The sequence below is a fragment of the Bradyrhizobium iriomotense genome (genome assembly GCF_018129405.1).
GTDB lineage: Bacteria > Pseudomonadota > Alphaproteobacteria > Rhizobiales > Xanthobacteraceae > Bradyrhizobium > Bradyrhizobium iriomotense_B.
In genome coordinates this window covers 193,094-214,623 of sequence record NZ_JAFCLP010000012.1, presented here as the reverse complement: position 1 = coordinate 214,623, position 21,530 = coordinate 193,094, and the positions used below count along the sequence as shown (strand labels likewise).

The 21,530-nt window shown below is 64.7% G+C and carries 25 protein-coding genes and 1 pseudogene; 17 read left to right on the top strand and 9 right to left on the bottom strand.

The features are described from left to right. Nucleotides 1–101 precede the first annotated feature (101 nt). Nucleotides 102–1,211, top strand: coding sequence for a DUF2336 domain-containing protein (locus tag JQ592_RS24115; RefSeq protein WP_211405263.1), 1,110 nt, complete (start codon nt 102–104; stop codon nt 1,209–1,211). A 189-nt stretch (nt 1,212–1,400) separates the two neighbouring features. On the opposite strand, the gene mtaB is transcribed toward JQ592_RS24115, so the two are convergent. Next, nucleotides 1,401–2,654, bottom strand: coding sequence for a tRNA (N(6)-L-threonylcarbamoyladenosine(37)-C(2))-methylthiotransferase MtaB (mtaB, locus tag JQ592_RS24110; protein ID WP_211405262.1), 1,254 nt, complete (start codon nt 2,652–2,654; stop codon nt 1,401–1,403). Continuing rightward, nucleotides 2,654–3,529 carry a diaminopimelate epimerase gene (gene dapF, locus JQ592_RS24105; protein WP_211405261.1) on the bottom strand — a complete coding sequence of 292 codons (876 nt, stop codon included), beginning with the start codon at nt 3,527–3,529 and terminating at the stop codon, nt 2,654–2,656. Before dapF ends, mtaB begins: the two co-directional genes overlap by 1 nt. 234 nt (nt 3,530–3,763) lie before the next feature. Here dapF and JQ592_RS24100 point away from each other — a divergent pair, with 234 nt between their 5' ends. Continuing rightward, nucleotides 3,764–4,492, top strand: coding sequence for a GyrI-like domain-containing protein (locus tag JQ592_RS24100; RefSeq protein ID WP_211405260.1), 729 nt, complete (start codon nt 3,764–3,766; stop codon nt 4,490–4,492). Between the two features lie 5 nt (nt 4,493–4,497). Continuing rightward, complete coding sequence (locus JQ592_RS24095; protein WP_211405259.1) at nt 4,498–5,199, top strand: SIMPL domain-containing protein; 702 nt, start codon at nt 4,498–4,500, stop codon at nt 5,197–5,199. A 36-nt stretch (nt 5,200–5,235) separates the two neighbouring features. On the opposite strand, the gene JQ592_RS24090 is transcribed toward JQ592_RS24095, so the two are convergent. Both JQ592_RS24090 and JQ592_RS24085 read right to left on the bottom strand, forming a co-directional pair. Then, nucleotides 5,236–5,646 carry a hypothetical protein gene (locus JQ592_RS24090; RefSeq protein WP_349630487.1) on the bottom strand — a complete coding sequence of 137 codons (411 nt, stop codon included), beginning with the start codon at nt 5,644–5,646 and terminating at the stop codon, nt 5,236–5,238. Nucleotides 5,647–5,821: 175 nt separating this feature from the next. Continuing rightward, nucleotides 5,822–6,886 carry an MBL fold metallo-hydrolase gene (locus tag JQ592_RS24085; RefSeq protein WP_211405258.1) on the bottom strand — a complete coding sequence of 355 codons (1,065 nt, stop codon included), beginning with the start codon at nt 6,884–6,886 and terminating at the stop codon, nt 5,822–5,824. Nucleotides 6,887–7,358: 472 nt separating this feature from the next. On the opposite strand from JQ592_RS24085, the gene ffh reads away from it, so the two are divergent. From ffh to JQ592_RS24050, 7 genes are all read left to right on the top strand, one after another. Then, entirely contained in the window at nt 7,359–8,903 is a 1,545-nt protein-coding gene (ffh, locus tag JQ592_RS24080; protein ID WP_130362900.1) for a signal recognition particle protein, read from the top strand. Between the two features lie 99 nt (nt 8,904–9,002). Then, nucleotides 9,003–9,335 carry a 30S ribosomal protein S16 gene (rpsP, locus tag JQ592_RS24075; RefSeq protein ID WP_018643926.1) on the top strand — a complete coding sequence of 111 codons (333 nt, stop codon included), beginning with the start codon at nt 9,003–9,005 and terminating at the stop codon, nt 9,333–9,335. A 9-nt stretch (nt 9,336–9,344) separates the two neighbouring features. Next, on the top strand, nt 9,345–9,917 hold the full coding sequence (rimM, locus tag JQ592_RS24070) for a ribosome maturation factor RimM (RefSeq protein ID WP_211405257.1): 573 nt from the start codon (nt 9,345–9,347) through the stop codon (nt 9,915–9,917). Nucleotides 9,918–10,044: 127 nt separating this feature from the next. Continuing rightward, entirely contained in the window at nt 10,045–10,800 is a 756-nt protein-coding gene (gene trmD / locus JQ592_RS24065) for a tRNA (guanosine(37)-N1)-methyltransferase TrmD (protein WP_211405256.1), read from the top strand. 108 nt (nt 10,801–10,908) lie between these two features. Continuing rightward, on the top strand, nt 10,909–11,289 hold the full coding sequence (gene rplS / locus JQ592_RS24060) for a 50S ribosomal protein L19 (RefSeq protein WP_018643929.1): 381 nt from the start codon (nt 10,909–10,911) through the stop codon (nt 11,287–11,289). Nucleotides 11,290–11,615: 326 nt separating this feature from the next. After that, on the top strand, nt 11,616–13,022 hold the full coding sequence (gene leuC, locus JQ592_RS24055; protein ID WP_211405255.1) for a 3-isopropylmalate dehydratase large subunit: 1,407 nt from the start codon (nt 11,616–11,618) through the stop codon (nt 13,020–13,022). 91 nt (nt 13,023–13,113) lie between these two features. Continuing rightward, complete coding sequence (locus tag JQ592_RS24050; RefSeq protein WP_211405254.1) at nt 13,114–13,323, top strand: hypothetical protein; 210 nt, start codon at nt 13,114–13,116, stop codon at nt 13,321–13,323. A gap of 121 nt (nt 13,324–13,444) precedes the next feature. Here JQ592_RS24050 and JQ592_RS24045 read toward each other — a convergent pair whose 3' ends face one another. From JQ592_RS24045 to JQ592_RS24035, 3 genes are all read right to left on the bottom strand, one after another. After that, complete coding sequence (locus JQ592_RS24045) at nt 13,445–13,954, bottom strand: hypothetical protein (protein WP_211405253.1); 510 nt, start codon at nt 13,952–13,954, stop codon at nt 13,445–13,447. A gap of 147 nt (nt 13,955–14,101) precedes the next feature. Continuing rightward, the gene (locus JQ592_RS24040) at nt 14,102–14,362 is read right to left on the bottom strand and encodes a hypothetical protein (protein ID WP_211405252.1); all 261 of its coding nucleotides are present in this window, start codon (nt 14,360–14,362) and stop codon (nt 14,102–14,104) included. A 33-nt stretch (nt 14,363–14,395) separates the two neighbouring features. Beyond that, entirely contained in the window at nt 14,396–14,683 is a 288-nt protein-coding gene (locus JQ592_RS24035; protein WP_211405281.1) for a hypothetical protein, read from the bottom strand. 161 nt (nt 14,684–14,844) lie between these two features. On the opposite strand from JQ592_RS24035, the gene JQ592_RS24030 reads away from it, so the two are divergent. From JQ592_RS24030 to JQ592_RS24010, 5 genes are all read left to right on the top strand, one after another. Beyond that, nucleotides 14,845–15,243: a metallopeptidase family protein gene (locus JQ592_RS24030; protein ID WP_211405251.1), complete on the top strand. Its 399-nt coding sequence runs from the start codon at nt 14,845–14,847 to the stop codon at nt 15,241–15,243. A gap of 255 nt (nt 15,244–15,498) precedes the next feature. After that, nucleotides 15,499–16,104, top strand: a complete 606-nt coding sequence (leuD, locus tag JQ592_RS24025; RefSeq protein ID WP_018459795.1) for a 3-isopropylmalate dehydratase small subunit — start codon at nt 15,499–15,501, stop codon at nt 16,102–16,104. 80 nt (nt 16,105–16,184) lie between these two features. Further along, entirely contained in the window at nt 16,185–16,970 is a 786-nt protein-coding gene (locus JQ592_RS24020) for a hypothetical protein (protein ID WP_211405250.1), read from the top strand. A 285-nt stretch (nt 16,971–17,255) separates the two neighbouring features. Further along, on the top strand, nt 17,256–17,675 hold the full coding sequence (locus JQ592_RS24015) for a DUF6455 family protein (RefSeq protein ID WP_211405249.1): 420 nt from the start codon (nt 17,256–17,258) through the stop codon (nt 17,673–17,675). 158 nt (nt 17,676–17,833) lie between these two features. Further along, complete coding sequence (locus tag JQ592_RS24010) at nt 17,834–18,190, top strand: hypothetical protein (protein WP_211405248.1); 357 nt, start codon at nt 17,834–17,836, stop codon at nt 18,188–18,190. 1 nt (nt 18,191) lies between these two features. On the opposite strand, the gene JQ592_RS24005 is transcribed toward JQ592_RS24010, so the two are convergent. Next, nucleotides 18,192–19,022, bottom strand: a complete 831-nt coding sequence (locus JQ592_RS24005; protein ID WP_211405247.1) for a hypothetical protein — start codon at nt 19,020–19,022, stop codon at nt 18,192–18,194. A 161-nt stretch (nt 19,023–19,183) separates the two neighbouring features. On the opposite strand from JQ592_RS24005, the pseudogene JQ592_RS38345 reads away from it, so the two are divergent. Together JQ592_RS38345 and JQ592_RS24000 are read left to right on the top strand one after the other, a co-directional pair. Continuing rightward, nucleotides 19,184–19,360 (top strand): annotated as a pseudogene (locus JQ592_RS38345) (DUF6455 family protein); the annotation flags it as partial. A gap of 401 nt (nt 19,361–19,761) precedes the next feature. Beyond that, nucleotides 19,762–20,526, top strand: a complete 765-nt coding sequence (locus JQ592_RS24000; protein ID WP_211405246.1) for a Crp/Fnr family transcriptional regulator — start codon at nt 19,762–19,764, stop codon at nt 20,524–20,526. A 72-nt stretch (nt 20,527–20,598) separates the two neighbouring features. Here JQ592_RS24000 and JQ592_RS23995 read toward each other — a convergent pair whose 3' ends face one another. Continuing rightward, nucleotides 20,599–21,480 (bottom strand): HpcH/HpaI aldolase/citrate lyase family protein, encoded by an 882-nt coding sequence (locus tag JQ592_RS23995; protein WP_211405245.1) that lies wholly within the window; start codon nt 21,478–21,480, stop codon nt 20,599–20,601. Nucleotides 21,481–21,530: the final 50 nt, after the last annotated feature.

Here is a 21,530-nt window from a genome sequence, read left to right as displayed (position 1 = left end):
GCTACCGTGCCATGGTTTACGAAACGTTCAGTGCTCGCCTCTAATGATAACGGTTGCTTAGAACAAGCTTCCGTCAATCCGCTCAGGACGAGCCGCGCGTCATGCCCAAGGCCGAGCTATCGATCATCGACGAGGTCGAATCCGCACTTCGGATCGGCTCGCCGGAAAAGGGCCTGGAAACGGTGCGGCGCGTCACCGACCTGTTCCTGGCCTCCGCCGGCAGTTTCAGCGACGAGCAGATCGCGCTGTTCGACGACGTGCTCGAACGCCTGATCAGCACCATCGAGCTGCGCGCGATCGCCGACATGGGTGCACGCGTCGCGCTGGCCGAGATCAGCGCGCAGCTGGCGCCGATCGCGCAGGCGCCGCCGTCCGTGATCCGCCGCCTCGCCAACAATGACGAGATCCGCATCGCCGGTCCCGTGCTGCAGGAATCCGCACGCCTCGACGATGGCGAGCTGGTGAAGATCGCCTCCAGCAAGGGCGAGCCGCATCTGCTCGCGGTCGCCGGCCGCTGGTGGCTGAAGGAGATCGTCACCGACGCGCTGCTGGCGCGCCGCTATCCCAGCGTTAGCCGGCGCCTCGCCGCCAATCCCGGCGCGCGCGTCTCCGGAAATGGATTTGCGCTCATCGTCGGGCAGGCCGAAAGCGACCCCGAACTCGCCGTGAGCGTCGGCATCCGTGTCGACCTCCCGTCGGAGCTGCGCCGCCGGCTGCTGCGTTCGGCAACGGATGCAGTGCGCACGCGCCTGTTGTCGCGCGCGCCGCCGCATCTGTTCGAGGAGATCCAGAGCGCGATTGCCGCCGTCACCGTCGGCGTCGAGCGCGAGATGTCGGGCGTCCGCGATTTCGAAGGCGCCAAACGCGCCATCGCCCATCTCAAGGCTACCGGCCAGCTCAATGAGGCAACGCTGCTCGGCTTTGCCAAGCAGCGGCGCTATGAAGAGACCGCCGCTGCCCTGGCGGCGTTGTCCGGATCGACCGTCGAGGTGATTCGTCCGCTGATGCAGAGCCTGCGCGAGGACGGCCTCTTGGTGCCGTGCAAGGCGGCGCAGCTCAGCTGGGAAACCACAGCCGCCGTGCTCGAAAGCCGTTTTGCAACAGGTGCGATGAAGCCGGCCGACCTTGCCAAGGCGCAAGGCCATTACGCGCGCGTGACGCCGGAGAACGCAAGGCGGACGCTGCGGTTCTGGCAGGTCAGGGCGTCGTAAACGGTTCTGGGCGCGCTGCGGACCAAATATTCCGCTGTCGTCCTGGCGAAAGCCAGGACCCATTACCACCGGCCCTGGTTTTCCGGAGGCTAGTGGTTATCAATCGCGTACAACAACTACTCCCTGGGGTAATGGGTCCTGGCTTTCGCCAGGACGACGTCGGGGAGGCAGTTGTGGAATTGCAGCGATTTACGTCGTCAGCCGCTCGCCATCACTGCCGGCGATTCTGCGCGGCACGACACTTCCCACCCGCTCGCCTGCAATCGCCACCGGCAGATAGTGCTCCGTGCGACCCTGCCCCTCGCTCTCGATCAGCACATCGCGCGTCGCGCCGATCTCGGCTTGCAGCCGCTGTCGCAGCGCCGCCTCTCCCGCAGCACGCAAGCGCTTCGCGCGGTCCTTGATCACGCCACCCCCAACCTGCGGCATTCGTGCGGCGGGCGTGCCCGGGCGCGGGGAATAGGGGAAGACGTGCAGGAACGTCAGGCCGCATTCTTCGACCAGATCGAGCGAGCGCGCGAACATCTCCTCGGTCTCGGTCGGAAAGCCCGCGATGATGTCGGCGCCGAAGGCGATGTCCGGGCGCAGGCGGCGCACCTGGTTACAGAAGGCGATCGCATCCTGCCGCAGGTGCCGCCGCTTCATGCGCTTCAGAATCATGTCGTCGCCTGACTGCAGCGACAGGTGCAGATGCGGCATCAGGCGCGCATCATCGGCGATGGCGTCGAGCAGATCGCCATCGGCCTCGATCGAATCGATCGAGGAGATGCGCAGGCGCTTGAGTTCAGGCACATGCCGCAGGATCTGCTTCGTCAGCATGCCGAGCTTGGGCGCGCCGGGCAGGTCCGTGCCGTAGCTGGTGAGATCGACGCCGGTCAGCACGATCTCGGCATGGCCGCGCTCGGCCAGCACCCGCACCTGCTCGACCACCGCGCCCATCGGCACCGAGCGTGAATTGCCGCGGCCGAACGGAATGATGCAGAAGGTGCAGCGATGGTCGCAGCCGTTCTGCACCTGCACGAACACGCGCGGCAGGCCGCTGGCAAAGCCGTCGACGAGATGCGGCGCCATCTCCCTGATAGCCATGATGTCGCTGACGGCGATCTTTTCACTGGCACCGAGATCAAACGCCGCCCGCGCATCGCGCCAAGCTTCGCTGCGCATCTTGTCGCCATTGCCGACGACGCGATCGACCTCGGCCATATCGGCGAACATCTGGCTCTGCGTCTGCGCTGCGCAGCCGGTGACGACGATGCGCGCCTCGGGGCGCTCGCGCTTCAATTTGCGGATCGACTGACGCGCCTGCGCGACCGCCTCGTTGGTGACGGCGCAGCTGTTGATGACGACGGTATCGGAAAGCCCTGCGCCTTCCGCTTTGCTGCGCATCACCTCGGCCTCAAAAGCATTGAGGCGACAGCCAAAGGTGACGATCTCGACAGTCATTACCCGACCGGCGCGAACAGCGCCGGATCGAAATTGCCCTCATATTCGAAGGTCGCCGTCCCCGTCATCAGCACGTGGTCGTCGCGCTCGCGCCATTCGATGCTGAGCTTGCCGCCGGGCAGCGTAATCTCGACCTTGCGCTCGGCACGCTTCAGCCGCGCCGCGGCGACCGCCGTGGCGCAAGCGGCCGAGCCGCAGGCCCGGGTCAGGCCGGCACCGCGCTCCCAGGTCCGGATCGTGATATGCTCGCGATCGACGATATGGGCGAGCGTGATGTTGGCGCGCTCGGGGAAGATCGGATGATTTTCGAGCAGCGGACCGAAGCGGCCGAGATCGTAGGCGTTGACGTCGTCGACCCAGAACACCGCGTGCGGATTGCCCATGCTCACCGCTGACGGCGAATGCAGGATCGGATTGTCGATCGGACCGATCTGCAATTCGATATAGCGGGTGTCGCGAAACTCTTCCGCCAGCGGAATGTCCTGCCAGCCGAATTTGGGCGCGCCCATGTCCACCGTGTAGAGATCGGCCGCCGGACCCTGCCAGGCATTGAGCAGGCCCGCGGCGGTCTCGAACGTCGCCGTGGTCTGTCCGGTCTTCTCGAAGATGCGGCGGACCACGCAGCGCATGCCGTTGCCGCAGGCGCCGGCTTCCGAGCCGTCGTTGTTGTAGATGCTGATGAAGGCCTCGGTGCCGTCGAGCCGCGGCTTCTGCAGCACCATGAGCTGGTCATAAGACACGCCGCCGTGCGTGGACGCCACCGCGCGGGCGTCGTCCGGCGTCACCCGGCCTGCGGAATCGCGCATGTCGACAACGACGATCTCGTTGCCGATGCCGTTCATCTTGGCAAATGCGTGGTTGGCCAGCGCGCTCATGAAAATTCCCGAATTTCGCCTGCCTTATATGGCGATCCTTGCCCGCTTGGCCAGTGATTTGCCACCGCGAGCAGGACATCTGCCATGACGCATCTGTCATGGGACGAATTCGGCGCTCGCGTGTTAGAACGGCGCGGTTCGCGCGAACCGGGACGCGCGGCCGGGTTAAGGCCTTGGTGGCTAAGGTCTTGATGAATTAAGGCCCTGGCGAACCAGGGCCTTGGGGAGAAAAAAATGACCAGATTTCGTCGTCTTGTTCTGGCCGCGCTGATCCCGGCTGCGGCCTTGTCGCTTGGGCTATCAGGCGCTCTGGCGCAGTCCCCGAGCCCGGCACCGGCTGCCTCCGCGAGCCCTTCGCCTGCGCCATCGGCCTCGCCCTCCCCGGCCGCGAGCGCGTCGCCCGCACCCGTCGCCACGCCGTCGCCGGCGGCCAGCGCCTCGCCCTCACCGAGCCCGACGGCTCCACCGGCTGCGGCCGCCACCCCTGCCCCGGTGCAGACCGCCGATCCCTTCGGCCTCGAGACCATGCTCGAGCCGAAGAAGGTCGTGATGGTCAAGGGCACCGCCAATTGGGATTCCGCCTTCGACACACTCATCGACGCTTTCAAGGCGCTTAACACGCTGCTGGACAAGCAAGGCATCAAGCACGCCGGCAACTCGATGATCGTCTACACCTCGACTGACGACACCGGCTTCACCTTCCTCGCCGAGATCCCGGTCGAACAGGACCCGAAGAACCTGCCAAAGGACATGAGCATCGGCAAATCGCCGGAGGGCAAGGCGCTGAAATTCGTCCATCGCGGCTCCTACGACAACATGGACAACACCTATGAGGCGATCACCAATCACCTCGACGACAAGAGGCTGGAAGCCAAGGACACCTTCATCGAGGAATACCTCACCGATCCCCTGAAGACGGCCGAGGACAAGCTCGTGATCAATGTTTTCGTGCCGCTGAAGTGAGATTGATGAAAAAGCCTGCCGTACTCGCCGCCGTTTTCGCCACCGCCCTGCTCGCAGGGCCTGCACGCGCCGACGACTTCCCCTCCGCGATCTCGGTGAGCGGCGAAGCTTCCGTGTCCGCGGCGCCCGACCTCGCGCAGCTCGATGCCGGTGTCGCCAATGATGCCAAGACGGCAAAGGAAGCTTCCGACGCCAACAACGCCGCGATGGGCAAGGTGCTGCTGGCGCTGAAGGGCGCCGGCATCGCCGAGAAGGACTACCAGACCTCGCGGCTGTCGCTGCAGCCGCAATACGGCCAGAACAAAACCACCGGCGCCTCGCCCGTAACAGGCTTCCGCGCCTCCAACCGCGTCACCGTCAAGATCCGCGATGTGACCAAATTGGCCGGCATCATCGACACGCTGGTCAGCGCCGGCGCCAACGACATCGGCAACATTTCCTTCGAGGTGACGCAGGCATCAAAACTGCTCGACGATGCACGCGAGCAGGCGGTGGCCGATGCGCGCCGCAAGGCCGAGATTTACGCCAGGGCGACCGGCGTGACGCTGGGCGCGCCGCTCAGTGTGTCCGAGGGCGGCGCGCCGGTGCCGCTGTTCAAGGCACGAGTCGCAGCAGCGCCGATGGCCGCGCCTGCCGCCGTCGCACCGGGCGAGGAGACCCTGTCGGTGACGGTGAATGTGAGCTGGGCGATCAAGGCGGGGCAGTAACCTCTTTCGTAAGAGGCACATCGCCGCAACACCTAATCAATCATTCGCGCTGATATTAGTAAAAAGGAACCCCGCCGGCGTCTTGGTAAAGACGAAGATGAGCTCGCCGCAGAAGACGAAGTAACTGTCGTTCTTATAATCATCGCGATCGTAGACGGCCTTGCCGCGCTGGATACACGCGCGATTTTTTGCCGTGAACGAGGTCCGATAGGTCTTGGCGCCAAATTGCGCGGCGTCGCGAATTGCGTTGTCGTTCATGAACGGCAATCGTGTCATACCGGCGACGGCGGCGGAATCGTTTGCCTTCAGCGCCGCGCGAAACTTCTCGATGAAGCCATCGAATTCCTTCTGCAAGGCAGGAGAAGCGACGGCATTCTTCGCCTGGGCGACGGCTGGAGCGAGGTTCACAAGAGCGGTTGCAAGCACAATTCTCAGCAAAAATCCCACAGGCCGGCTCCATCCATCGATCAATCAAGGTCTTCCGACCGAAAGAAATTCATGGTGTTTTGTTGCGTCAGGGGCTTTCTGGTTCAACGGCGCAGAGCCGCACGCACTTGTCGCGATAGGAGCAAAGCGGACATTGCTTTCGTCGCATCACGCGCCGGGTTTATGGGGACACGACCTAAATCTCCACCACCTGCCCCGGCTTCATCGCCACGAACTTCTCCTGCGGAATCTTTGCCGCTTCGAGCGCCTCTACCAGCGCCTTGGCCGGCGCGTCGATTGCTTCGTCCGTCAACTGGAACGTGCCGTGATGATGTCCGAGCGCGGCCTCGGCGCCGCAATCGGCCAGTGCCTTCACGGCGTCCTCCGGGTTCATGTGCTGGTCGCGCATGAACCAGCGCGGCTCGTAGGCGCCGATGGGGAGGATCGCGAGGCGCAGCTTCCCGTGCTTCTCGGCGACGCGGCGGAAATGCCGACCGTCGCCATAGCCGGAATCGCAGACCACGTAGATTTTCCCGGCCGGCGTCTCCAATACAAAACTCGCCCACAGCGCCTTGTTGCGGTCGAACAGGCCGCGCGCGGTCCAGTGCCGGGTCGGCACCAGATGCACGGCGATGCCTTCGCCGAGCTCGACGCGGTCGTGCCAGTCGAACGCTTCCGCCCTGATCGTGGGATCGACGCCGCGCATCGTCACGTCGTTGCCGAGCGGGGTGACCACGCGCGGGGCAAAATTCTTGGTGAGCCGCGACAATGTCGCGATGTCGAGATGGTCGTAATGGCCGTGCGAGACCAGCACGACGTCGATCTTCGGCAGCTTCTCGAAGGCGATGCCGGGATCGTTGTGCCGCTTCGGTCCGGCCCAGCCGACCGGCGAGACCCGCGCGGACCAGACGGGATCGACGAGGATGTTGAGGCCGCCGGCCTGGATCAGCCAGCTGGCGTGGCCGACGAAGGAGAGCCGGACCTTGTCGCCGTCGACCCGCTCCGGCGGGGTGTCGGCATGCGGGCTCGGAACCCAGTCCGGCCAGGCCGCCCGCTGCCGCTTGCCGCTGAACTGCCAGCGCAGCACCTCACGAAGCGACTTTGGCGGCGCCCCGTCCGGATCGAAGAAGTGCAGGCCATTGAAATGGTCGGAGGCGGGGCCGTCATAGGTCTTCATGCTAGATATCCAGAGGGAGGGGACGCCGACCATACCTCCGGCTCCGGCAAGCAGTCCGAAAAGGCGGCGGCGGGTGACCGGCACGGGCGGGCTTCTAGGGATGGTCGGAGTGGTAAGACATCACCGCCTATATGGGCGGGGCCGGCGGAAAAGGAACCCATCGAAAAAAGGGGCATATTTTCAGAGCCTTGCCCTACCAGAGGCGGCCCGGCACCCTAACTTTCCTTGACTTTTGGGTGGGAGCGGCGTTTAACCCCGCCACTTTCTCGGAAAGGCTTTCTTTTCGACCCGCCGACCGGCCCTCGAGGCCGGAGGTCAACGCCCGACAGCGCTGTGCGCCCTCGGGCGCAAAGGTGTTTGGAACTACGTCTTGGGGCAATGCGCCAAGGCACATTCAGGGTCATCCCCCGCGAAGGCGGGGGATCCAGTATTCCAGAGGCGTCTCGGCTAGGGCCGAAAAGCTGCAGCATACTGGATGCCCCGCCTTCGCGGGGCATGACAGCGGTAAGTAACGGAGCGCTCTTCCCGTCGGGAAGACAGCAACAGGACAACGGCATTGTTCGACAATCTGTCGGAACGGCTTGGTGGCATTCTCGATCGTCTGACGGGGCGCGGTGCGCTGACCGAAAAGGACGTCGACGCCGCGATGCGCGAGGTGCGCCGCGCGCTGCTGGAGGCCGACGTTGCGCTCGAAGTCGTGCGCAGCTTCACCGAGCGCGTGCGCGAGCAGGCGATCGGCGCCACCGTCGTCAAGTCGGTGACCCCCGGCCAGATGGTGGTCAAGATCGTCCATGACGAGCTGATCAACACGCTCGGCGCCGAAGGCCAGACCATCGACGTCAATGCCGTGCCGCCGGTGCCGATCATGATGGTCGGCCTGCAGGGCTCCGGTAAGACCACCACCACCGCGAAGCTCGCCCGCCGCTTGGTCCAGCGCGACAAGCGCAAGGTGCTGATGGCCTCGCTCGACGTCTATCGCCCGGCGGCGATGGAGCAGCTGGCCGTGCTCGGCCGCGATCTCGACATTCCGACCCTGCCGATCGTGGCGGGCCAGCAGCCGCCGCAGATTGCAAAGCGCGCGCTCGAAGCCGGCAAGCTCGGCGGCTACGACATCGTGCTGCTCGACACTGCCGGCCGCACCACGCTCGACGAAGAGATGATGGCGGAGGCAGCGGCGATCAAAGCCGCAGCCAACCCGCATGAAGTGCTGCTGGTCGCAGACAGCCTCACCGGCCAGGATGCGGTGAACCTCGCGCGCTCGTTCGATCAGCGCGTCGGCCTCACCGGCATCGTGCTGACCCGCGTCGACGGCGACGGCCGCGGCGGCGCCGCGCTGTCGATGCGCGCCGTCACCGGCAAGCCGATCAAGCTGATCGGCACCGGCGAAAAGACCGATGCGCTGGAGGATTTCCACCCCGACCGTATCGCCGGCCGCATCCTCGGCATGGGTGACGTGGTGTCGCTGGTCGAGCGCGCCGCCGCCAACATCGACGCCGAGAAGGCCGCGCGCACCGCCGAGCGCATGCGCAAGGGTCAGTTCGACCTCAACGACATGCGCGAGCAGCTGCTGCAGATGTCCAACATGGGCGGCATCAGCGGGCTGATGGGCATGATGCCCGGCATCTCGAAGATGAAGAACCAGATCGCGGCGGCCGGCATCGACGACAAGATTTTGAAGCGCCAGGTCGCGATCATCGATTCCATGACGCGCGACGAGCGCCGTCACCCGGACCTGCTGAAAGCAAGCCGCAAGAAGCGCATTGCGGCCGGCAGCGGCCAGAGCGTCGAGCACGTCAACAAGCTGCTCAAGATGCACCGGAACATGGCCGACGTGATGAAGGCCATGGGCTCGGGCAAGCGCGGCCCGCTCGCCGGCATCGCGCAGGCGATGGGCTTTGGCGGCGGCATGAAGATGCCCTCGCCGGAAGAGATGAAGGCGATGCAGGAAAAGATGCAGGCCGGCGGCGGTGGCCTGCCGAATCTGCCGAAGGATCTGCCGCCCGGTCTTCGCACCGGTCTGCCGAACCTTCCCGGACTGACCGGGCTGAGCGGCAAGCCGACGCTGCCGGGCCTCGGCGGTTTCCCGGGCAAGAAGAAATGAGGAATTCGTCGCGGGGGATCGCACCGGTCCCGCGTGACGCGGAATACCAATCAACCGAACAAACTGTACTTTGCAAACCGTACTTCGAAGGAGAACTGAATGTCCGTCGTTATCCGCCTCGCCCGCGCAGGCACCAAGAAGCGTCCCGTCTATCACGTCGTCGTCGCCGACTCGCGCTTCCCTCGCGATGGCCGCTTCATCGAACGTCTCGGCTATTTCAACCCGCTGCTGCCGAAGGACAACGAGACCCGCCTCAAGCTCGACATGGACAAGGTGAAGTCCTGGCTTGCCAAGGGCGCGCAGCCGTCGGACCGCGTGATGCGTTTCCTCGATGCCGCCGGCGTCAAGAAGCGCGAAGCGCGCAACAACCCCGAGAAGGCCGTGCCGCGCAAGGAGCGCAAGGCGCAGGCCGAAGCCGCCGCCAAGGGCTAAGGCTAGATCATGTCGGCGCTGGTCTGCGTCGCGCGGATCGGCGCCGCGCATGGTGTGCGCGGTGCGGTCAAACTATGGACCTTCACCGAAGATCCCTTCGCCGTCAGGCGCTACGGTCCGCTTCTCGCTAAGGACGGCAAGCGTCAATTCGAGGTCGCGACGGCGCGCGAGGCGAAAGATCACCTGGTCGCGACGTTCAAGGGCGTCACGACCCGCGATGAGGCCGAGCGCCTCAACGGCATCGAACTCTATGTCCCGCGCGAAAAACTGCCCGCGACGGACGAGGACGAATATTACCACACCGATCTGATCGGGCTCGACGCCGTCACCACCGACGGCGACGCACTCGGCCGCGTGCTCGCGATCCATAATTTCGGCGCCGGCGACATCATCGAGATCGCGCCCCTCAAGGGCGCAACGATGCTGCTGCCGTTCTCGAATGCGGTGGTGCCGGAGGTCGATGTTGCGGGCGGGCGCGTGGTGATCGCGCTGCCGCAGGAGATCGAGGGCGAGGAGCGCGATGCTTCCTCCGCGAGTCGTCCCGGCCTAGTGCGCAAAGCGCACGGGAGCCGGGACCCATAACCACAGGGCGTGTTTTTTGGCTAAGCTGGCAACTCCAGTCGTCGCACAACTAAGTGCGGTGGCTATGGGTCCCGGATCTGCGCGCGCTTTTGGCGCGCTTGTCCGGGACGACGAGAACTGAGATCGAATGACCAACCCCTCACCCTGGCGCGCGACGGTGCTGACGCTGTTTCCGGAGATGTTTCCGGGGCCGCTCGGCGTGAGCCTGGCCGGCCGGGCGCTGGCCTCGGGACTGTGGGAGATCGAGGCGCGGGACATCCGGGCCTCCGCCACAGACCGCCACCGCAGCGTCGACGACACCCCCGCAGGCGGCGGGCCGGGCATGGTGCTGCGGGCGGATGTTTTGGCCGCCGCCATCGATGCCGCCGGGATCGGGCCTGAGCGGCCGCGCCTGCTGATGAGCCCCAGGGGTCGGCCATTGACCCAGGCCCGCGTCACCGAACTTGCACAGGGCCCCGGTCCACTGATCGTCTGCGGGCGGTTCGAGGGGATCGACCAGCGCGTGATCGACGCTCGGGGCCTGGAGGAGGTCTCGATCGGCGATTACGTGCTCTCCGGGGGCGAGATCGCAGCGTTGGCCCTGATCGACGCCTGCGTCCGGCTGCTACCGGGGGTGATGGGCAAAGAGGCCTCGGGAACCGAGGAGAGCTTTTCCGACGGCTTGCTCGAATACCCCCAATATACCCGCCCCCAGCTGTTCGAGGGGGTTCCGATCCCTGAGATCCTGACCTCCGGCGACCACGCCAAGGTCGCGGCCTGGCGGCGGGCTGAATCCGAGGCGCTGACGGCGGCCCGGCGGCCGGATTTATGGGCCCAAATCCCGCCCAAGGCCCCGAATCGGGCCGGACGCCAAAAAACGCCAAAAAACAAGACAGACGGGTGACAAACGCTCCGGCTTGCCTTATAGGAGCGGCCACATCCGCAATAGCTGGATAGACGAATTTCGCGCAGCCCCCGATCTGCGGCTGGGCGCGCCGATGGAGATTACCCCATGAACCTGATCCAACAGCTTGAAAAAGAGCAGTTCGAGAAGCTCTCCGCCACTAAGGAGATCCCGGAATTCGCTCCCGGCGACACCGTGATCGTCAACGTGAAGGTCGTCGAAGGCGACCGCACCCGCGTGCAGGCCTATGAGGGCGTCTGCATCGGCCGTTCCGGCGGTGGCCTCAACGAGAGCTTCACCGTCCGCAAGATCTCCTATGGCGAGGGCGTCGAGCGCGTGTTCCCGCTGCTCTCCCCGATGATCGACTCGATCAAGGTGGTGCGCCGCGGCAAGGTGCGTCGCGCCAAGCTCTATTACCTCCGCAACCTTCGCGGCAAGTCGGCTCGCATCGTCGAGAAGCAGGACCGTCAGGCTGCCGTCGGCGAGTAAGCCTTCGCCACCAGGCAAGCTTTTCAAAAGCGCGGGGCTCGGCTCCGCGCTTTTTTGTTGCGTCAGCCGTGCGCGTCAAACCTCTCGCGCTTCCAATTCGGCCTGCTATATAGCTTCTAGAATGTTTCCAGATCTGACCAGCCCCTCGTCCGTCCAGCGCATCGTCATCGACGATCGCTCGCGGCTGCCTGGACGATTCTTCGGACGCTTCGCGACCTCGGCAACGTCAGAGCTTACGCGCGCAGCCTAAAAGCTGCGCTGACGATTTTGTTGCCTGCGCGCGAGGCGCGCAATCCGCTTACACAACATTCCCGGAGCTCAAGCTCATGTCCAAGCCGACCACTCTGTACGACAAGATCTGGAACGACCATCTGGTGCACGAAGCCGACGACGGCACCTGCCTGCTCTATATCGACCGCCATCTGGTGCACGAGGTGACCTCGCCGCAGGCGTTCGAAGGCCTGCGCGCGACGGGGCGCAAGGTCCACGCGCCCGAGAAGACGCTTGCGGTCGTCGACCACAACGTGCCGACCACCGACCGCACCAAGCCGAACCCCGATCCTGAGAGCATCGAGCAGATCAAGGCGCTGGCCGAGAACGCCAAGGAATTCGGCATCGAATATTACAACGAGTTCGACAAGCGCCAGGGCATCGTCCACGTCATCGGCCCCGAGCAGGGCTTTACGCTGCCCGGCACAACCATCGTCTGCGGTGACAGCCACACCTCGACGCACGGCGCGTTCGGCGCGCTCGCGCACGGCATCGGCACCTCCGAGGTCGAGCACGTGCTGGCGACGCAGACGCTGATCCAGAAGAAGGCCAAGAACATGCGTGTCACCGTCGACGGCAAGTTGCCGGAGGGCGTGACGGGCAAGGACATCATCCTCGCCATCATCGGCGAGATCGGCACCGCGGGCGGTACCGGCTACGTGCTGGAATATGCGGGCGACGCGATCCGCGCGCTCTCGATGGAAGGCCGCATGACGGTCTGCAACATGTCGATCGAAGGCGGCGCGCGCGCCGGCCTCGTTGCGCCCGACCAGAAGGCTTACGACTTCCTGCGTGATCGCCCGAAGTCGCCGAAGGGCGCGGCCTGGGACGCTGCGATGCGCTATTGGGAAAAACTGCGCTCCGACGAAGGCGCGCATTTCGACCACGAGCTGCGCCTCGATGCTGCAAAACTGCCGCCGATCGTGACCTGGGGCACGTCTCCTGAGGACGTGATCTCGGTGACCGGCATCGTGCCCGACCCCGACAAGATCGCGGACGAGGCCAAGCGCATCTCCAAGCATCGCGCGCTGAAATATATGGGCCTGACCGCGGGCACGAAGATCACCGACATCAAGCTCGATCGCGTCTTCATCGGCTCCTGCACCAACGGCCGCATCGAGGATCTTCGCGCGGCAGCGAAGATTGCCGAAGGCAAGACCGTTTCAGCGAATGTCAACGCGATGGTCGTGCCGGGCTCCGGCATCGTGAAGGAGCAGGCCGAGGCTGAAGGTCTGGACAAGATCTTCATCAAGGCCGGCTTCGAATGGCGCGAGCCGGGCTGCTCGATGTGCCTCGCCATGAACCCGGACAAGCTGAAGCCGGAAGAGCGCTGCGCCTCGACCTCGAACCGCAACTTCGAGGGCCGCCAGGGTTTCAAGGGCCGCACGCATCTGGTGTCGCCGGCGATGGCGGCGGCCGCCGCGATCGCGGGTCACTTCGTCGACGTCCGGGACTGGCGCTGAGCCGGTTCCTGCAATTGTAGCGATCGCGGCAAACCGCCGTTAAGCGCCCACGACGACACTGCGTCCTCGCGACGGTTCGCGAGGACGCCCCATGGCCAACAAGCCTGAATATGTCGATCTGATCAGCGAGGCGACGCGCCAGCACCGCCGGCGCGCGACGCCGCTTCGCATCGTCGCCAAGCCCGAGATCGAGGAGACCTCGAAGCTCAGCCGCTGGCCGCCGGCGATGTTTCGGCAGTGGAAGCTCGAGACGCTGATGCGCTGGAAGTCGGCGTCGTGGAAGCTGAAGGATTGGCTTTAGCAACAGCGTCATTCCGGAGCGCCCGAAGGGCGAACTACGGTGCGCAATTGCGCACCTGAGAATCTCGAGATTCCGGGTCTGGCGCTTGCGCGCCATCCCGGAATGACGGTGCTAGTTCATATCACCAATAGCGGTACGGATAGTGCCAGCGGCAGATGCGGCGCGGGCCGTAATAGGTCCAGATGATCCGGCAGCGGCGCGGATAATGGTAGTAGGGATAGTAGCCGCCGTAATAATAGCGGCGGTGGAAGTGGCGATAGCCGTAATGGGGGCGATAGCCCCAGTGGCGGTGATAGCCGCCGTAGCGAATGCCTCCGCCGTGAAAGGCCGGCGCGGCGCGGAAGCCGCCGCCATGAAAGCCGCCGCCGCGGAAGCCGCCGATATGTCCGCCGCCACCACGGAAGCCACCGCCGCCGTGAAAATGTCCGCCGCCACCATGCCCGCCGCCGCCGTGCCGGACCTGCGTGACGAGGTCGTCGGCCGCAGCTTTCGTCGCGGGTGACGTCGCCGGATTGATCAAGGTGAGCGCTTCAGCGCGATGCGCCGTCCCAGCCGTCAGCATCAGCGTCGCGGCAGCCGCAATCCCGAGCAAGCGCATCGGGCTTGCCCTGAGACCCAAACTCCTCAGCATGGACTTCTCCCTGAATGTGGACAGCGGCATTGCGGCGCCGCGTCACGCGCCGCCGCTGTTCATTTGCAGTTGCTCCCGCGATTTAATTACGGACAGCGACGTGAACGCGCTATGAATGAATGAAATTGCTGAGGTCGCGTGACGACGTCACCACCACGGCCCGTAGCCGAACACGAAGGGTGCGGGCACGCCGTAGGGATAGGGACGATAGGTGACGGGCCGCGCGTAATAGCGTGGATCATGGCGAGCCGCAGGCCGCACGATGTCATGGGGGCGCGCGTGTCGTCGCGCATCGAAAACCGCGATCCCCGCCGAGGCCTCGGGCACCGTCACCCTTGATGCCGCGGACGCGCGAGACAGGCCGGCGGCAAGCGCGACGGCAACGACTAGATCAATCCATCTCGCCATGACGACCCTCACGAGGCCACCGCGCTGCTCGCGTCAGCCCCGGCGCCAGTAGCAGCTCATATGCGGCGTGATCACCGTGCCGCTGGGCCTGTGTTCCTGCACATAGGCGACGTTGCATTCGCGGACGGCATCGGGACCGGGATTGTAGCGCGGATAGACGCCATCAGGGGTGTAATAGGGCGTGACCCGCAGGCGCGCCGGGGGCCGCCTGCGCGGTGGAGGGACATCATCGGGCGAGACCGCCTGGGCCAGCCGGATCTCGGGCCCGGCCGTCTGGGCATTGGCCTCTGCGCCAACAAAAAAAGTCGAAAACAACCCCATGCACAGTAGAACCGGTACTGCTGTTCCCGCCCGCATCACGTCACCACTGACCCTTGCCAACCCCTTGATGCGCCGTACGCTCCTCGTTTTCGCGCGCGGCGTCAACGTCCCATCCTATAAAGCCGGATGCATCGCCGCGGAACAGGCGGTATGAGGGTCTCATGTGGACGGAATTGAAAGCGCCCTCGCTGGCCGAGATGGAAGCGACGGCCCATGACATCTTCGAGCGCCTGCCGGCGGAGTTTCGCAAGCTGTGCGAGGGCGTGATCCTCCGCGTCGACGACTTCCCGACCGATGAGGTCCTGGACGAGATGGAATGCGAGAGCGAGTTCGACCTGCTCGGCCTGTTCCAGGGCGTCGGCCTGCCCCAGCAGAGCCTTGGCGACGTGGCGCGGCTGCCCAACATGGTCTGGCTCTATCGCCGCCCGATCCTGGATTACTGGGCCGAACACGACGAAAGCCTCGGCCATATCGTCCGCCACGTCCTGATCCACGAGATCGGCCACCATTTCGGCCTCTCGGACGACGATATGGCCGCGATTGAGGCCAAGGCAGACTAGCTCTGCACTGCTTCACCTCTCCCCAGCGGGGAGAGGTCGATTTGCGTCAGCAAATCGGGTGAGGGGGCGCTGCCCCAAGTGACACCGTAAACCCTCACCCGGCGCTACGCGCCGACCTCTCCCAAGGGAGAGGTGGAATTCCGACGCCGCGCCAGACCCGCTAAACAGACTAGATCTGCCGATTTCGGCCTAGGATTCCCGGCCCGATCGCGATAAATAGCCGGTTCCCTGAACCACGTGCGGGAAAGCGCAACCATGGACAAGTTCACCACGCTGGAAGGCGTCGCGGCGCCGCTGAAGATCATCAATGTCGACACCGACATGATCATTCCGAAGCAGTACCTCAAGACCATCAAGCGCACCGGCCTTGGCAAGGGGCTCTTCTCCGAGCAGCGCTACAAGGACGACGGCAGCGAGAACCCCGATTTCGTCCTCAACCAGCCCGCCTATCGCAACGCGAAGGTGCTGGTCGCCGGCGACAATTTCGGCTGCGGCTCGAGCCGCGAGCACGCGCCCTGGGCGCTGCTCGATTTCGGCATCCGCTGCGTGATCTCGACCTCGTTCGGCGACATCTTCTACAACAACTGCTTCAAGAACGGCATTCTGCCGATCCGCGTTGCCCAAGAAGACCTCGACAAGCTGTTCGACGACGCCGAGCGCGGCGCCAACGCGACGCTGACGATCGACCTGCCGAACCAGGAGATCCGCGGCCCCGACGGCGGCAAGGTCAAGTTCGAGATCGACCCGTTCCGCAAGCACTGCCTGATCAACGGCCTCGACGACATCGGTCTCACGATGGAGAAGAAGGCCTCAATCGACACCTATGAAGACAAGCTCAAGCGCGAACGCGCCTGGGCCTGAGATCGCTCTTTGCTTCGAGCCCCGGTGCTGTCAGTGCCGGGGCTTTTTCTTTGTTCTGATTACCCCGTATAGCTGCACCCATGCTGCCCGAGATCGTCACATTCTGGCATGGCCCGATGGACGCACTGCGCCAGACCTGTCTGCGCTCGCAGCTCGCTGCCGGGCACAAGGTCACGGTCTACAGCTTCGACACCATTCCCGGCCTGCCCGCGGGCGTCGAGAATGCCGAGGCCGAAGCGATCCTGCCGCATGCGTTTTCGGAACGGTTGCGGCCGCCGCAGCCGGACGGCAGCTGGCGCGACTGGACCACGCTGCAGTTCAGCGACTTCTTCCGCATGAAGCTGATGGCGAAGGGCCTCGGCCTCTGGCTCGATGCCGACGTGCTGCTCTTGCGGCCGGTCGAGATCGATCCGGCAAAACCCTACTTCGCCTGGGAGCGGCCGCGCCAGCTCGGCAATTCCGTGATCTACCTGCCGCCGGAGCACGGCATCGTGCGCGCGTTCGAGGAGCTGATGGAGCAGGAGGAGCTGACGCCGAACTGGCTGTCGCTGCGCCATCGCATCACCTTCATGATGCGCCGCCTGCGCGGGGGCTCGAACCGGCTCTCGGATATTCGCGTCGCGATCTACGGGCCCGCGGCGCTCACCGCGCTCGCGCGCCGTTCCGGTGAATTGGAATGCGCACTGCCGAAGCAGTCGTTCTACGCCGTACATGCCGAGCCGAAATTGTTCTTCGACCCCTCGAGCTATCTCGGCCTCGTCACCAACCCCGAGATCATCGGCCTGCACATCTCGCCAAAAGGCCGCGGCGGCGAGAAGCCGATTCCGGGCAGCCTGTATGCGTGGGCGGCGGAGCGGTTTGGCTGAGCGACCATTCTCCGCCGTCGTCCCGGCGAAGGCCGGGACCCATAACCCCAGGACGCAGTTTGGCGAAGACTCGTCGTTCGGTACCACGACCATTCGCAATCGATAGATCACGCGGTATGGGTCCCGGCCTTCGCCGGGACGACGACGGTGGTTGTTCACGCTGCAGCGCGTCCGGGACGCGAGACGGGTTTCCTCGACCCATTCTCAATTTGATCCAGCGCAACGCGCTCCTGCACCATTGTGCCTAATCTGGCTGCAATTCCACGACCCCAAGAGGAGCCTGGCATGAGCACGGCAAGCAGGCCTTATCCCATCGTTCAGGATCTCATCGAGACCTTTGCGAACTGGCTGAAGCATCGCCGCGAGATGAACGAGATGCGGCAACTCGACCGCGCCGATTTCGACCGGATCGCGGCCGATCTCAGAATCGCGCCTGATGATCTCGAAGAGCTGGTCCGCCACGGCAGGCACGCCGCCGACGAGCTCCCGAAGATGCTGCAGCAGCTCGGCATCAGCGCGGAGCGGCTCGGGCAGGCGCAGCCCCTGCTGCTGCGCGACATGGAGCGGACCTGCTCGCTCTGCAATCACAAGGGAGAGTGCGACCGCGATCTCGCCGAGGGCACCGCCGCGGAGAACTATCACGGCTATTGCGCCAATGCCGCAACGCTGGAGTCGCTCGATCGCGCCGATCTCGCGCCGCGCTAGGAACGGGAGACGATTCTTTTCTCTTCCTGACTCGCACTTCCGTTTACCGAACGTTAGCGGCTCGCCAGACACAACCGAGAGATGTAGGCGCCGATGCGGGGCATTTCCCGTTCTGCGTTCGCAACAAGGTTCAGGCGAGTTCACTGGAGGACGGCGGCATGCGGCAGGCGAAATTTCTTCTCGGCGTTATCAGTGCATCAATCATAAGCCTTTCTTCGCCGAACCTGTCCGCGGAAGAACGACGCGAGGAGCCGCTCCGGGTTCAGGTCAGCGTGAGCGTGTTCTTTCCTGGCCCGACCGGCGACAGCGACGAAGCCGTGAAGCTCAGGGAACGTGCGCGGCGATCGATCTACGAGATGGCGGCCGGCGAATGCGCTCTGACGGATCAGGTTCTGACGAAGAACTGCAGGCTCGAATCCGTCAACGTCAACGTGAACGCCAATCGTCAGTCCAACGGACAGACCGAAGGCTACGCGGCGACCGGGAACTTCGCTTTGCGCGCGACCCCGAAATAGCTCAGTTGATCACCGCCAGGGTCGCGTCGCGACGGACCTCGTAGACGTAGCTCTGGAGCTTCGCGGACACGCCCGGGCGGTCCGGGCGGTCAACAAGCACGCAGGCAGCATAGTCCGGCGGCGCCTCGCGGTCGGTCGCCGAGACGCGGCCGATCGCCTTGGACGTCAGCCATCGGCAAAGCCGGCGCGTGAACGGCCGCATCCAGGGATCCCCGTCGGCCACCACGACCCCGATCAGCATCGAGCCGGGCGCGCTGCCCTTCCAGAATTGAACGCAGAATGCGCCGTTCCGGAGGACATGGAGCTGGCCGGGCCATCCGAAGTCGGACGATGAGATCGTCACGCAGGTATCCGTCACCACGTCGCGATCATCGAAATCGAGGTATTTTGCGGGGAGTCTGTTTCCCCAGCGGGTTTTCAGATAGCCGACGCCCAACCCTCCCTGCTGGCCGAACTCCGGCGGCTTCGCAGGATCGATCGCGAACGGAAAGGTGCTCGCGGCACCCTCTCGTCCGACCAGGAAGAATCCCCGCGCGTCGGAAAACCAGCTTGGCGCCCGCCTGTCTTCGACGAGCTTGCCGTCGATCTTCGTTGTCATGCGGGACGATTGGAGATCGAGGATCGTCGCCGCGTTCGGTCCGTACTTCTTCTCCATCTCCGCTGCGAAAGCGTTGTAATCGGCAGTCCGGACCGTCAGGGTCGTGGTGATCGCGTGCATCTGGTGCAGCTCCGATCGCGGGGCCCGCAGATCGAAGATGAACTCGCCCGCGGCGACCGCCACCGGCACGATTGCGATCACGATCACGACCAGCCATTTCAAGCGCGGCTGCATATTTTCCAAAACTTCCGAATCAAGTCTTTTGAATAGAGCGCACGCGTGCGGTCTCCGGCGACGTGCACGCTAGAGGCGAGACATTGCCGCATCCGGAAGAAGGCGGATCAAATTGCAGCTAAACCTTGCAGCTTGCGTCAATGCCCCGCCGGCGATCGGCCGGGCTCGGACGCGCACAGCCGCTGTTGCTGCGCGACATGGAGCGGGTCTGCTCGCTCTGCAATCACAAGGGAGAATGCGACCGCGATCTCGCTGAGGGCACCGCCGCGGAGAACTATCACGGCTACTGCGCCAACGCCGCGACGCTGGAATCGCTGGACCGCGCCGACGTCGCGCCCCCGCTGATCGAAAATTTGTTGTCCGGACGCGCGCAGCCGCTGCTGTTGCCGCGACATGGAGCGGTTCTGTCCCGCTCTGCGGTCACAAGGAATAGTGCGGCCGCGATCTTGCCAGCGCTACCGTCACCGAGAAAGACCCGACCATCTGCCGGACCGCTGATGGCGGCGGACAGCAGAGAGCTCCCACCTTGTGCGCACCTCGCCCGGGTGGCACCGGGCGTTAATAGTATGACTGTTTGCGCGGCGAGGATGCGGGAAAGCTCACCGCAATTATCCGTGCTTGATCTCGACTATTGGCTCTGTTTGGATCATTGCCGTTCGGGGATTTCGTATTTCGGATAATCATGGCAAATGAAGATGGATACCGTCGGTCATTGGGTGCTCGTCCGCAAGACGACATCGTGACCGCCCAGCGCAAGGGCATCGGGAATCGGCTATTGGCAGCATTGCCGCCGGCGGATCTCGGTTTGCTCACGCCCCACCTCCAGAAGGTCTCGTTCGAACCCGATGCCGTCCTGGTGCGATCGGGCGATGAGCTCGACCCGGTCTATTTTCCCCATAGCGGCGCAATCGCCTTCATGCTCGATATGCCGGACGGGCAGACGGTCGCGACCACCTTGATGGGACGGGAGGGCGCTTTGGCCTCGTTCTCCGTGCTCGGCCCGTCGCCTTCATCCGTGACCGCGATTGCCCGCATAGCCGGCACGGCATCGCTGATTTCCGCCGCCAGATTTCGCGCTGCCTATGCGCAAAGTGCGGCCATCAGGAATGTCGTGCAGGTCCACGCCCGCGCCGTGCTGTTGCAGCTCCAGCACGTCGCCGCCTGCAACGCACTGCACCGGGTGGACGGCCGCATGGCGCGGTGGCTCCTGCAGCTTCACGACCGCGTTCCCGAGGACCTGCTTCCAGTGACGCACGAGACGCTGGCGCAATTGGTTGGGGTGCGGCGGCCGACAGTGACCCTGACGATGAGCAAGCTACGTGAGGCCGGCGCCGTCCCCGCCGAGCGGCGTGGGTTTGTCGAGATCCATCGGGCGCGGCTCGAGAGGATCGCATGCGATTGCTATGGGCTCATGCAGCGCAAGATCGATCGGATGTATTGCCAGGAATTGGCGCCGCCGCGTCCCACCGATACGCCGTCCCGGGAACGCGCGATGACCGCTTGATCCTCCACCTGGACGGACAGGAGGCTTCCTCGTGGCGCGGAAAAGCGGATATCGCTTTTTAGAGTTAACGCCTCAGCCCTTCCCCATCGCCGCAATCGCATCCGCGATCTCGATCGTGCGCCGCGCCATGTCGGCGTGGAGCCGCTCGACCATCGCACCATCCAGACGGATCGCGCCGCGCGAGACGTTCTCCGGCAATTCGAACGCCGCAATGATTTTTCGCGCGCGCGCGACTTCCTCCTCGGGAGGGGTAAAGATCGCGTTGCAGGCGTCGATCTGCGAGGGATGGATCAGCGTCTTGCCGTCGAAGCCGAGGTCGCGCGCTTGCGCGCATTCGGTGGCGAAGCCGTCGGAATTGGCGATGTCGCTGTAGGGGCCGTCGAGGATTTCGAGGCCATGAGCGCGCGTCGCCAGGATGCAATGGGTGATCATCGGAATCATCGCGGCGCGGCCGGGCAGCATCCGGATGCGCGTCTCGCGCGAGATGTCGTTCGGACCGAACACGAAACCGGACAGGCGGCTCGATGGATCGCGGCCGGCGGCGGCCAGCTCCTCGGCATGCAGTACGGCCCGCGCGGTCTCGATCATGGCCCAGACTTTGACGGTGGGCGCGGCACCGAGCTCGGCGAGGCGGCGGCCGATGGTGTCGAGATCTTCGATGCTTGAAACTTTTGGAACCAGGATGCCGTCGGGCGAGGCCTTGGCCGCCATCGCGACGTCATCGGCCCACCAGGGCGTATCGAGGCCGTTGGTCCGGATCAGGACCTCGCGCTTGCCGAACCCCTTGGCCGCGATCGCGGCGGCGATCCCGTCGCGGGCCACCGCCTTGGCATCGGGCGCAACGGAATCCTCGAGGTCCAGGATCAGGCCGTCGGCGGCCAGATTCCGCGCCTTTTCCAGCGCGCGGGGGTTGGAGCCGGGCATGAACAGATGGCTGCGGCGCGGGCGGGTCATGCGATCGTTCCTTCCTGTTTCCTCGTCTCTCTTCTGACCGATGCCGATAG

What these genes read in the sequence shown, in the direction of transcription:
- dapF (WP_211405261.1), bottom strand. Translation starts at nt 3,529, where the DNA reads ATGAGCGCGCTGGCCAACCACGCATTTGCCAAGATGAACGGCATCGGC.
- JQ592_RS24035 (WP_211405281.1), bottom strand. Translation starts at nt 14,683, where the DNA reads ATGGGGTTGTTTTCGACTTTTTTTGTTGGCGCAGAGGCCAATGCCCAG.
- JQ592_RS24010 (WP_211405248.1), top strand. Translation starts at nt 17,834, where the DNA reads ATGCGGCAGGCGAAATTTCTTCTCGGCGTTATCAGTGCATCAATCATA.
- JQ592_RS24095 (WP_211405259.1), top strand. Translation starts at nt 4,498, where the DNA reads ATGAAAAAGCCTGCCGTACTCGCCGCCGTTTTCGCCACCGCCCTGCTC.
- JQ592_RS24100 (WP_211405260.1), top strand. Translation starts at nt 3,764, where the DNA reads ATGACCAGATTTCGTCGTCTTGTTCTGGCCGCGCTGATCCCGGCTGCG.
- JQ592_RS24015 (WP_211405249.1), top strand. Translation starts at nt 17,256, where the DNA reads ATGAGCACGGCAAGCAGGCCTTATCCCATCGTTCAGGATCTCATCGAG.
- JQ592_RS24020 (WP_211405250.1), top strand. Translation starts at nt 16,185, where the DNA reads ATGCTGCCCGAGATCGTCACATTCTGGCATGGCCCGATGGACGCACTG.
- rpsP (WP_018643926.1), top strand. Translation starts at nt 9,003, where the DNA reads ATGTCCGTCGTTATCCGCCTCGCCCGCGCAGGCACCAAGAAGCGTCCC.
- leuC (WP_211405255.1), top strand. Translation starts at nt 11,616, where the DNA reads ATGTCCAAGCCGACCACTCTGTACGACAAGATCTGGAACGACCATCTG.
- JQ592_RS24115 (WP_211405263.1), top strand. Translation starts at nt 102, where the DNA reads ATGCCCAAGGCCGAGCTATCGATCATCGACGAGGTCGAATCCGCACTT.
- mtaB (WP_211405262.1), bottom strand. Translation starts at nt 2,654, where the DNA reads ATGACTGTCGAGATCGTCACCTTTGGCTGTCGCCTCAATGCTTTTGAG.
- JQ592_RS24030 (WP_211405251.1), top strand. Translation starts at nt 14,845, where the DNA reads ATGTGGACGGAATTGAAAGCGCCCTCGCTGGCCGAGATGGAAGCGACG.
- rimM (WP_211405257.1), top strand. Translation starts at nt 9,345, where the DNA reads ATGTCGGCGCTGGTCTGCGTCGCGCGGATCGGCGCCGCGCATGGTGTG.
- leuD (WP_018459795.1), top strand. Translation starts at nt 15,499, where the DNA reads ATGGACAAGTTCACCACGCTGGAAGGCGTCGCGGCGCCGCTGAAGATC.
- JQ592_RS23995 (WP_211405245.1), bottom strand. Translation starts at nt 21,480, where the DNA reads ATGACCCGCCCGCGCCGCAGCCATCTGTTCATGCCCGGCTCCAACCCC.
- JQ592_RS24050 (WP_211405254.1), top strand. Translation starts at nt 13,114, where the DNA reads ATGGCCAACAAGCCTGAATATGTCGATCTGATCAGCGAGGCGACGCGC.
- JQ592_RS24045 (WP_211405253.1), bottom strand. Translation starts at nt 13,954, where the DNA reads ATGCTGAGGAGTTTGGGTCTCAGGGCAAGCCCGATGCGCTTGCTCGGG.
- rplS (WP_018643929.1), top strand. Translation starts at nt 10,909, where the DNA reads ATGAACCTGATCCAACAGCTTGAAAAAGAGCAGTTCGAGAAGCTCTCC.
- JQ592_RS24005 (WP_211405247.1), bottom strand. Translation starts at nt 19,022, where the DNA reads ATGCAGCCGCGCTTGAAATGGCTGGTCGTGATCGTGATCGCAATCGTG.
- JQ592_RS24040 (WP_211405252.1), bottom strand. Translation starts at nt 14,362, where the DNA reads ATGGCGAGATGGATTGATCTAGTCGTTGCCGTCGCGCTTGCCGCCGGC.
- trmD (WP_211405256.1), top strand. Translation starts at nt 10,045, where the DNA reads ATGACCAACCCCTCACCCTGGCGCGCGACGGTGCTGACGCTGTTTCCG.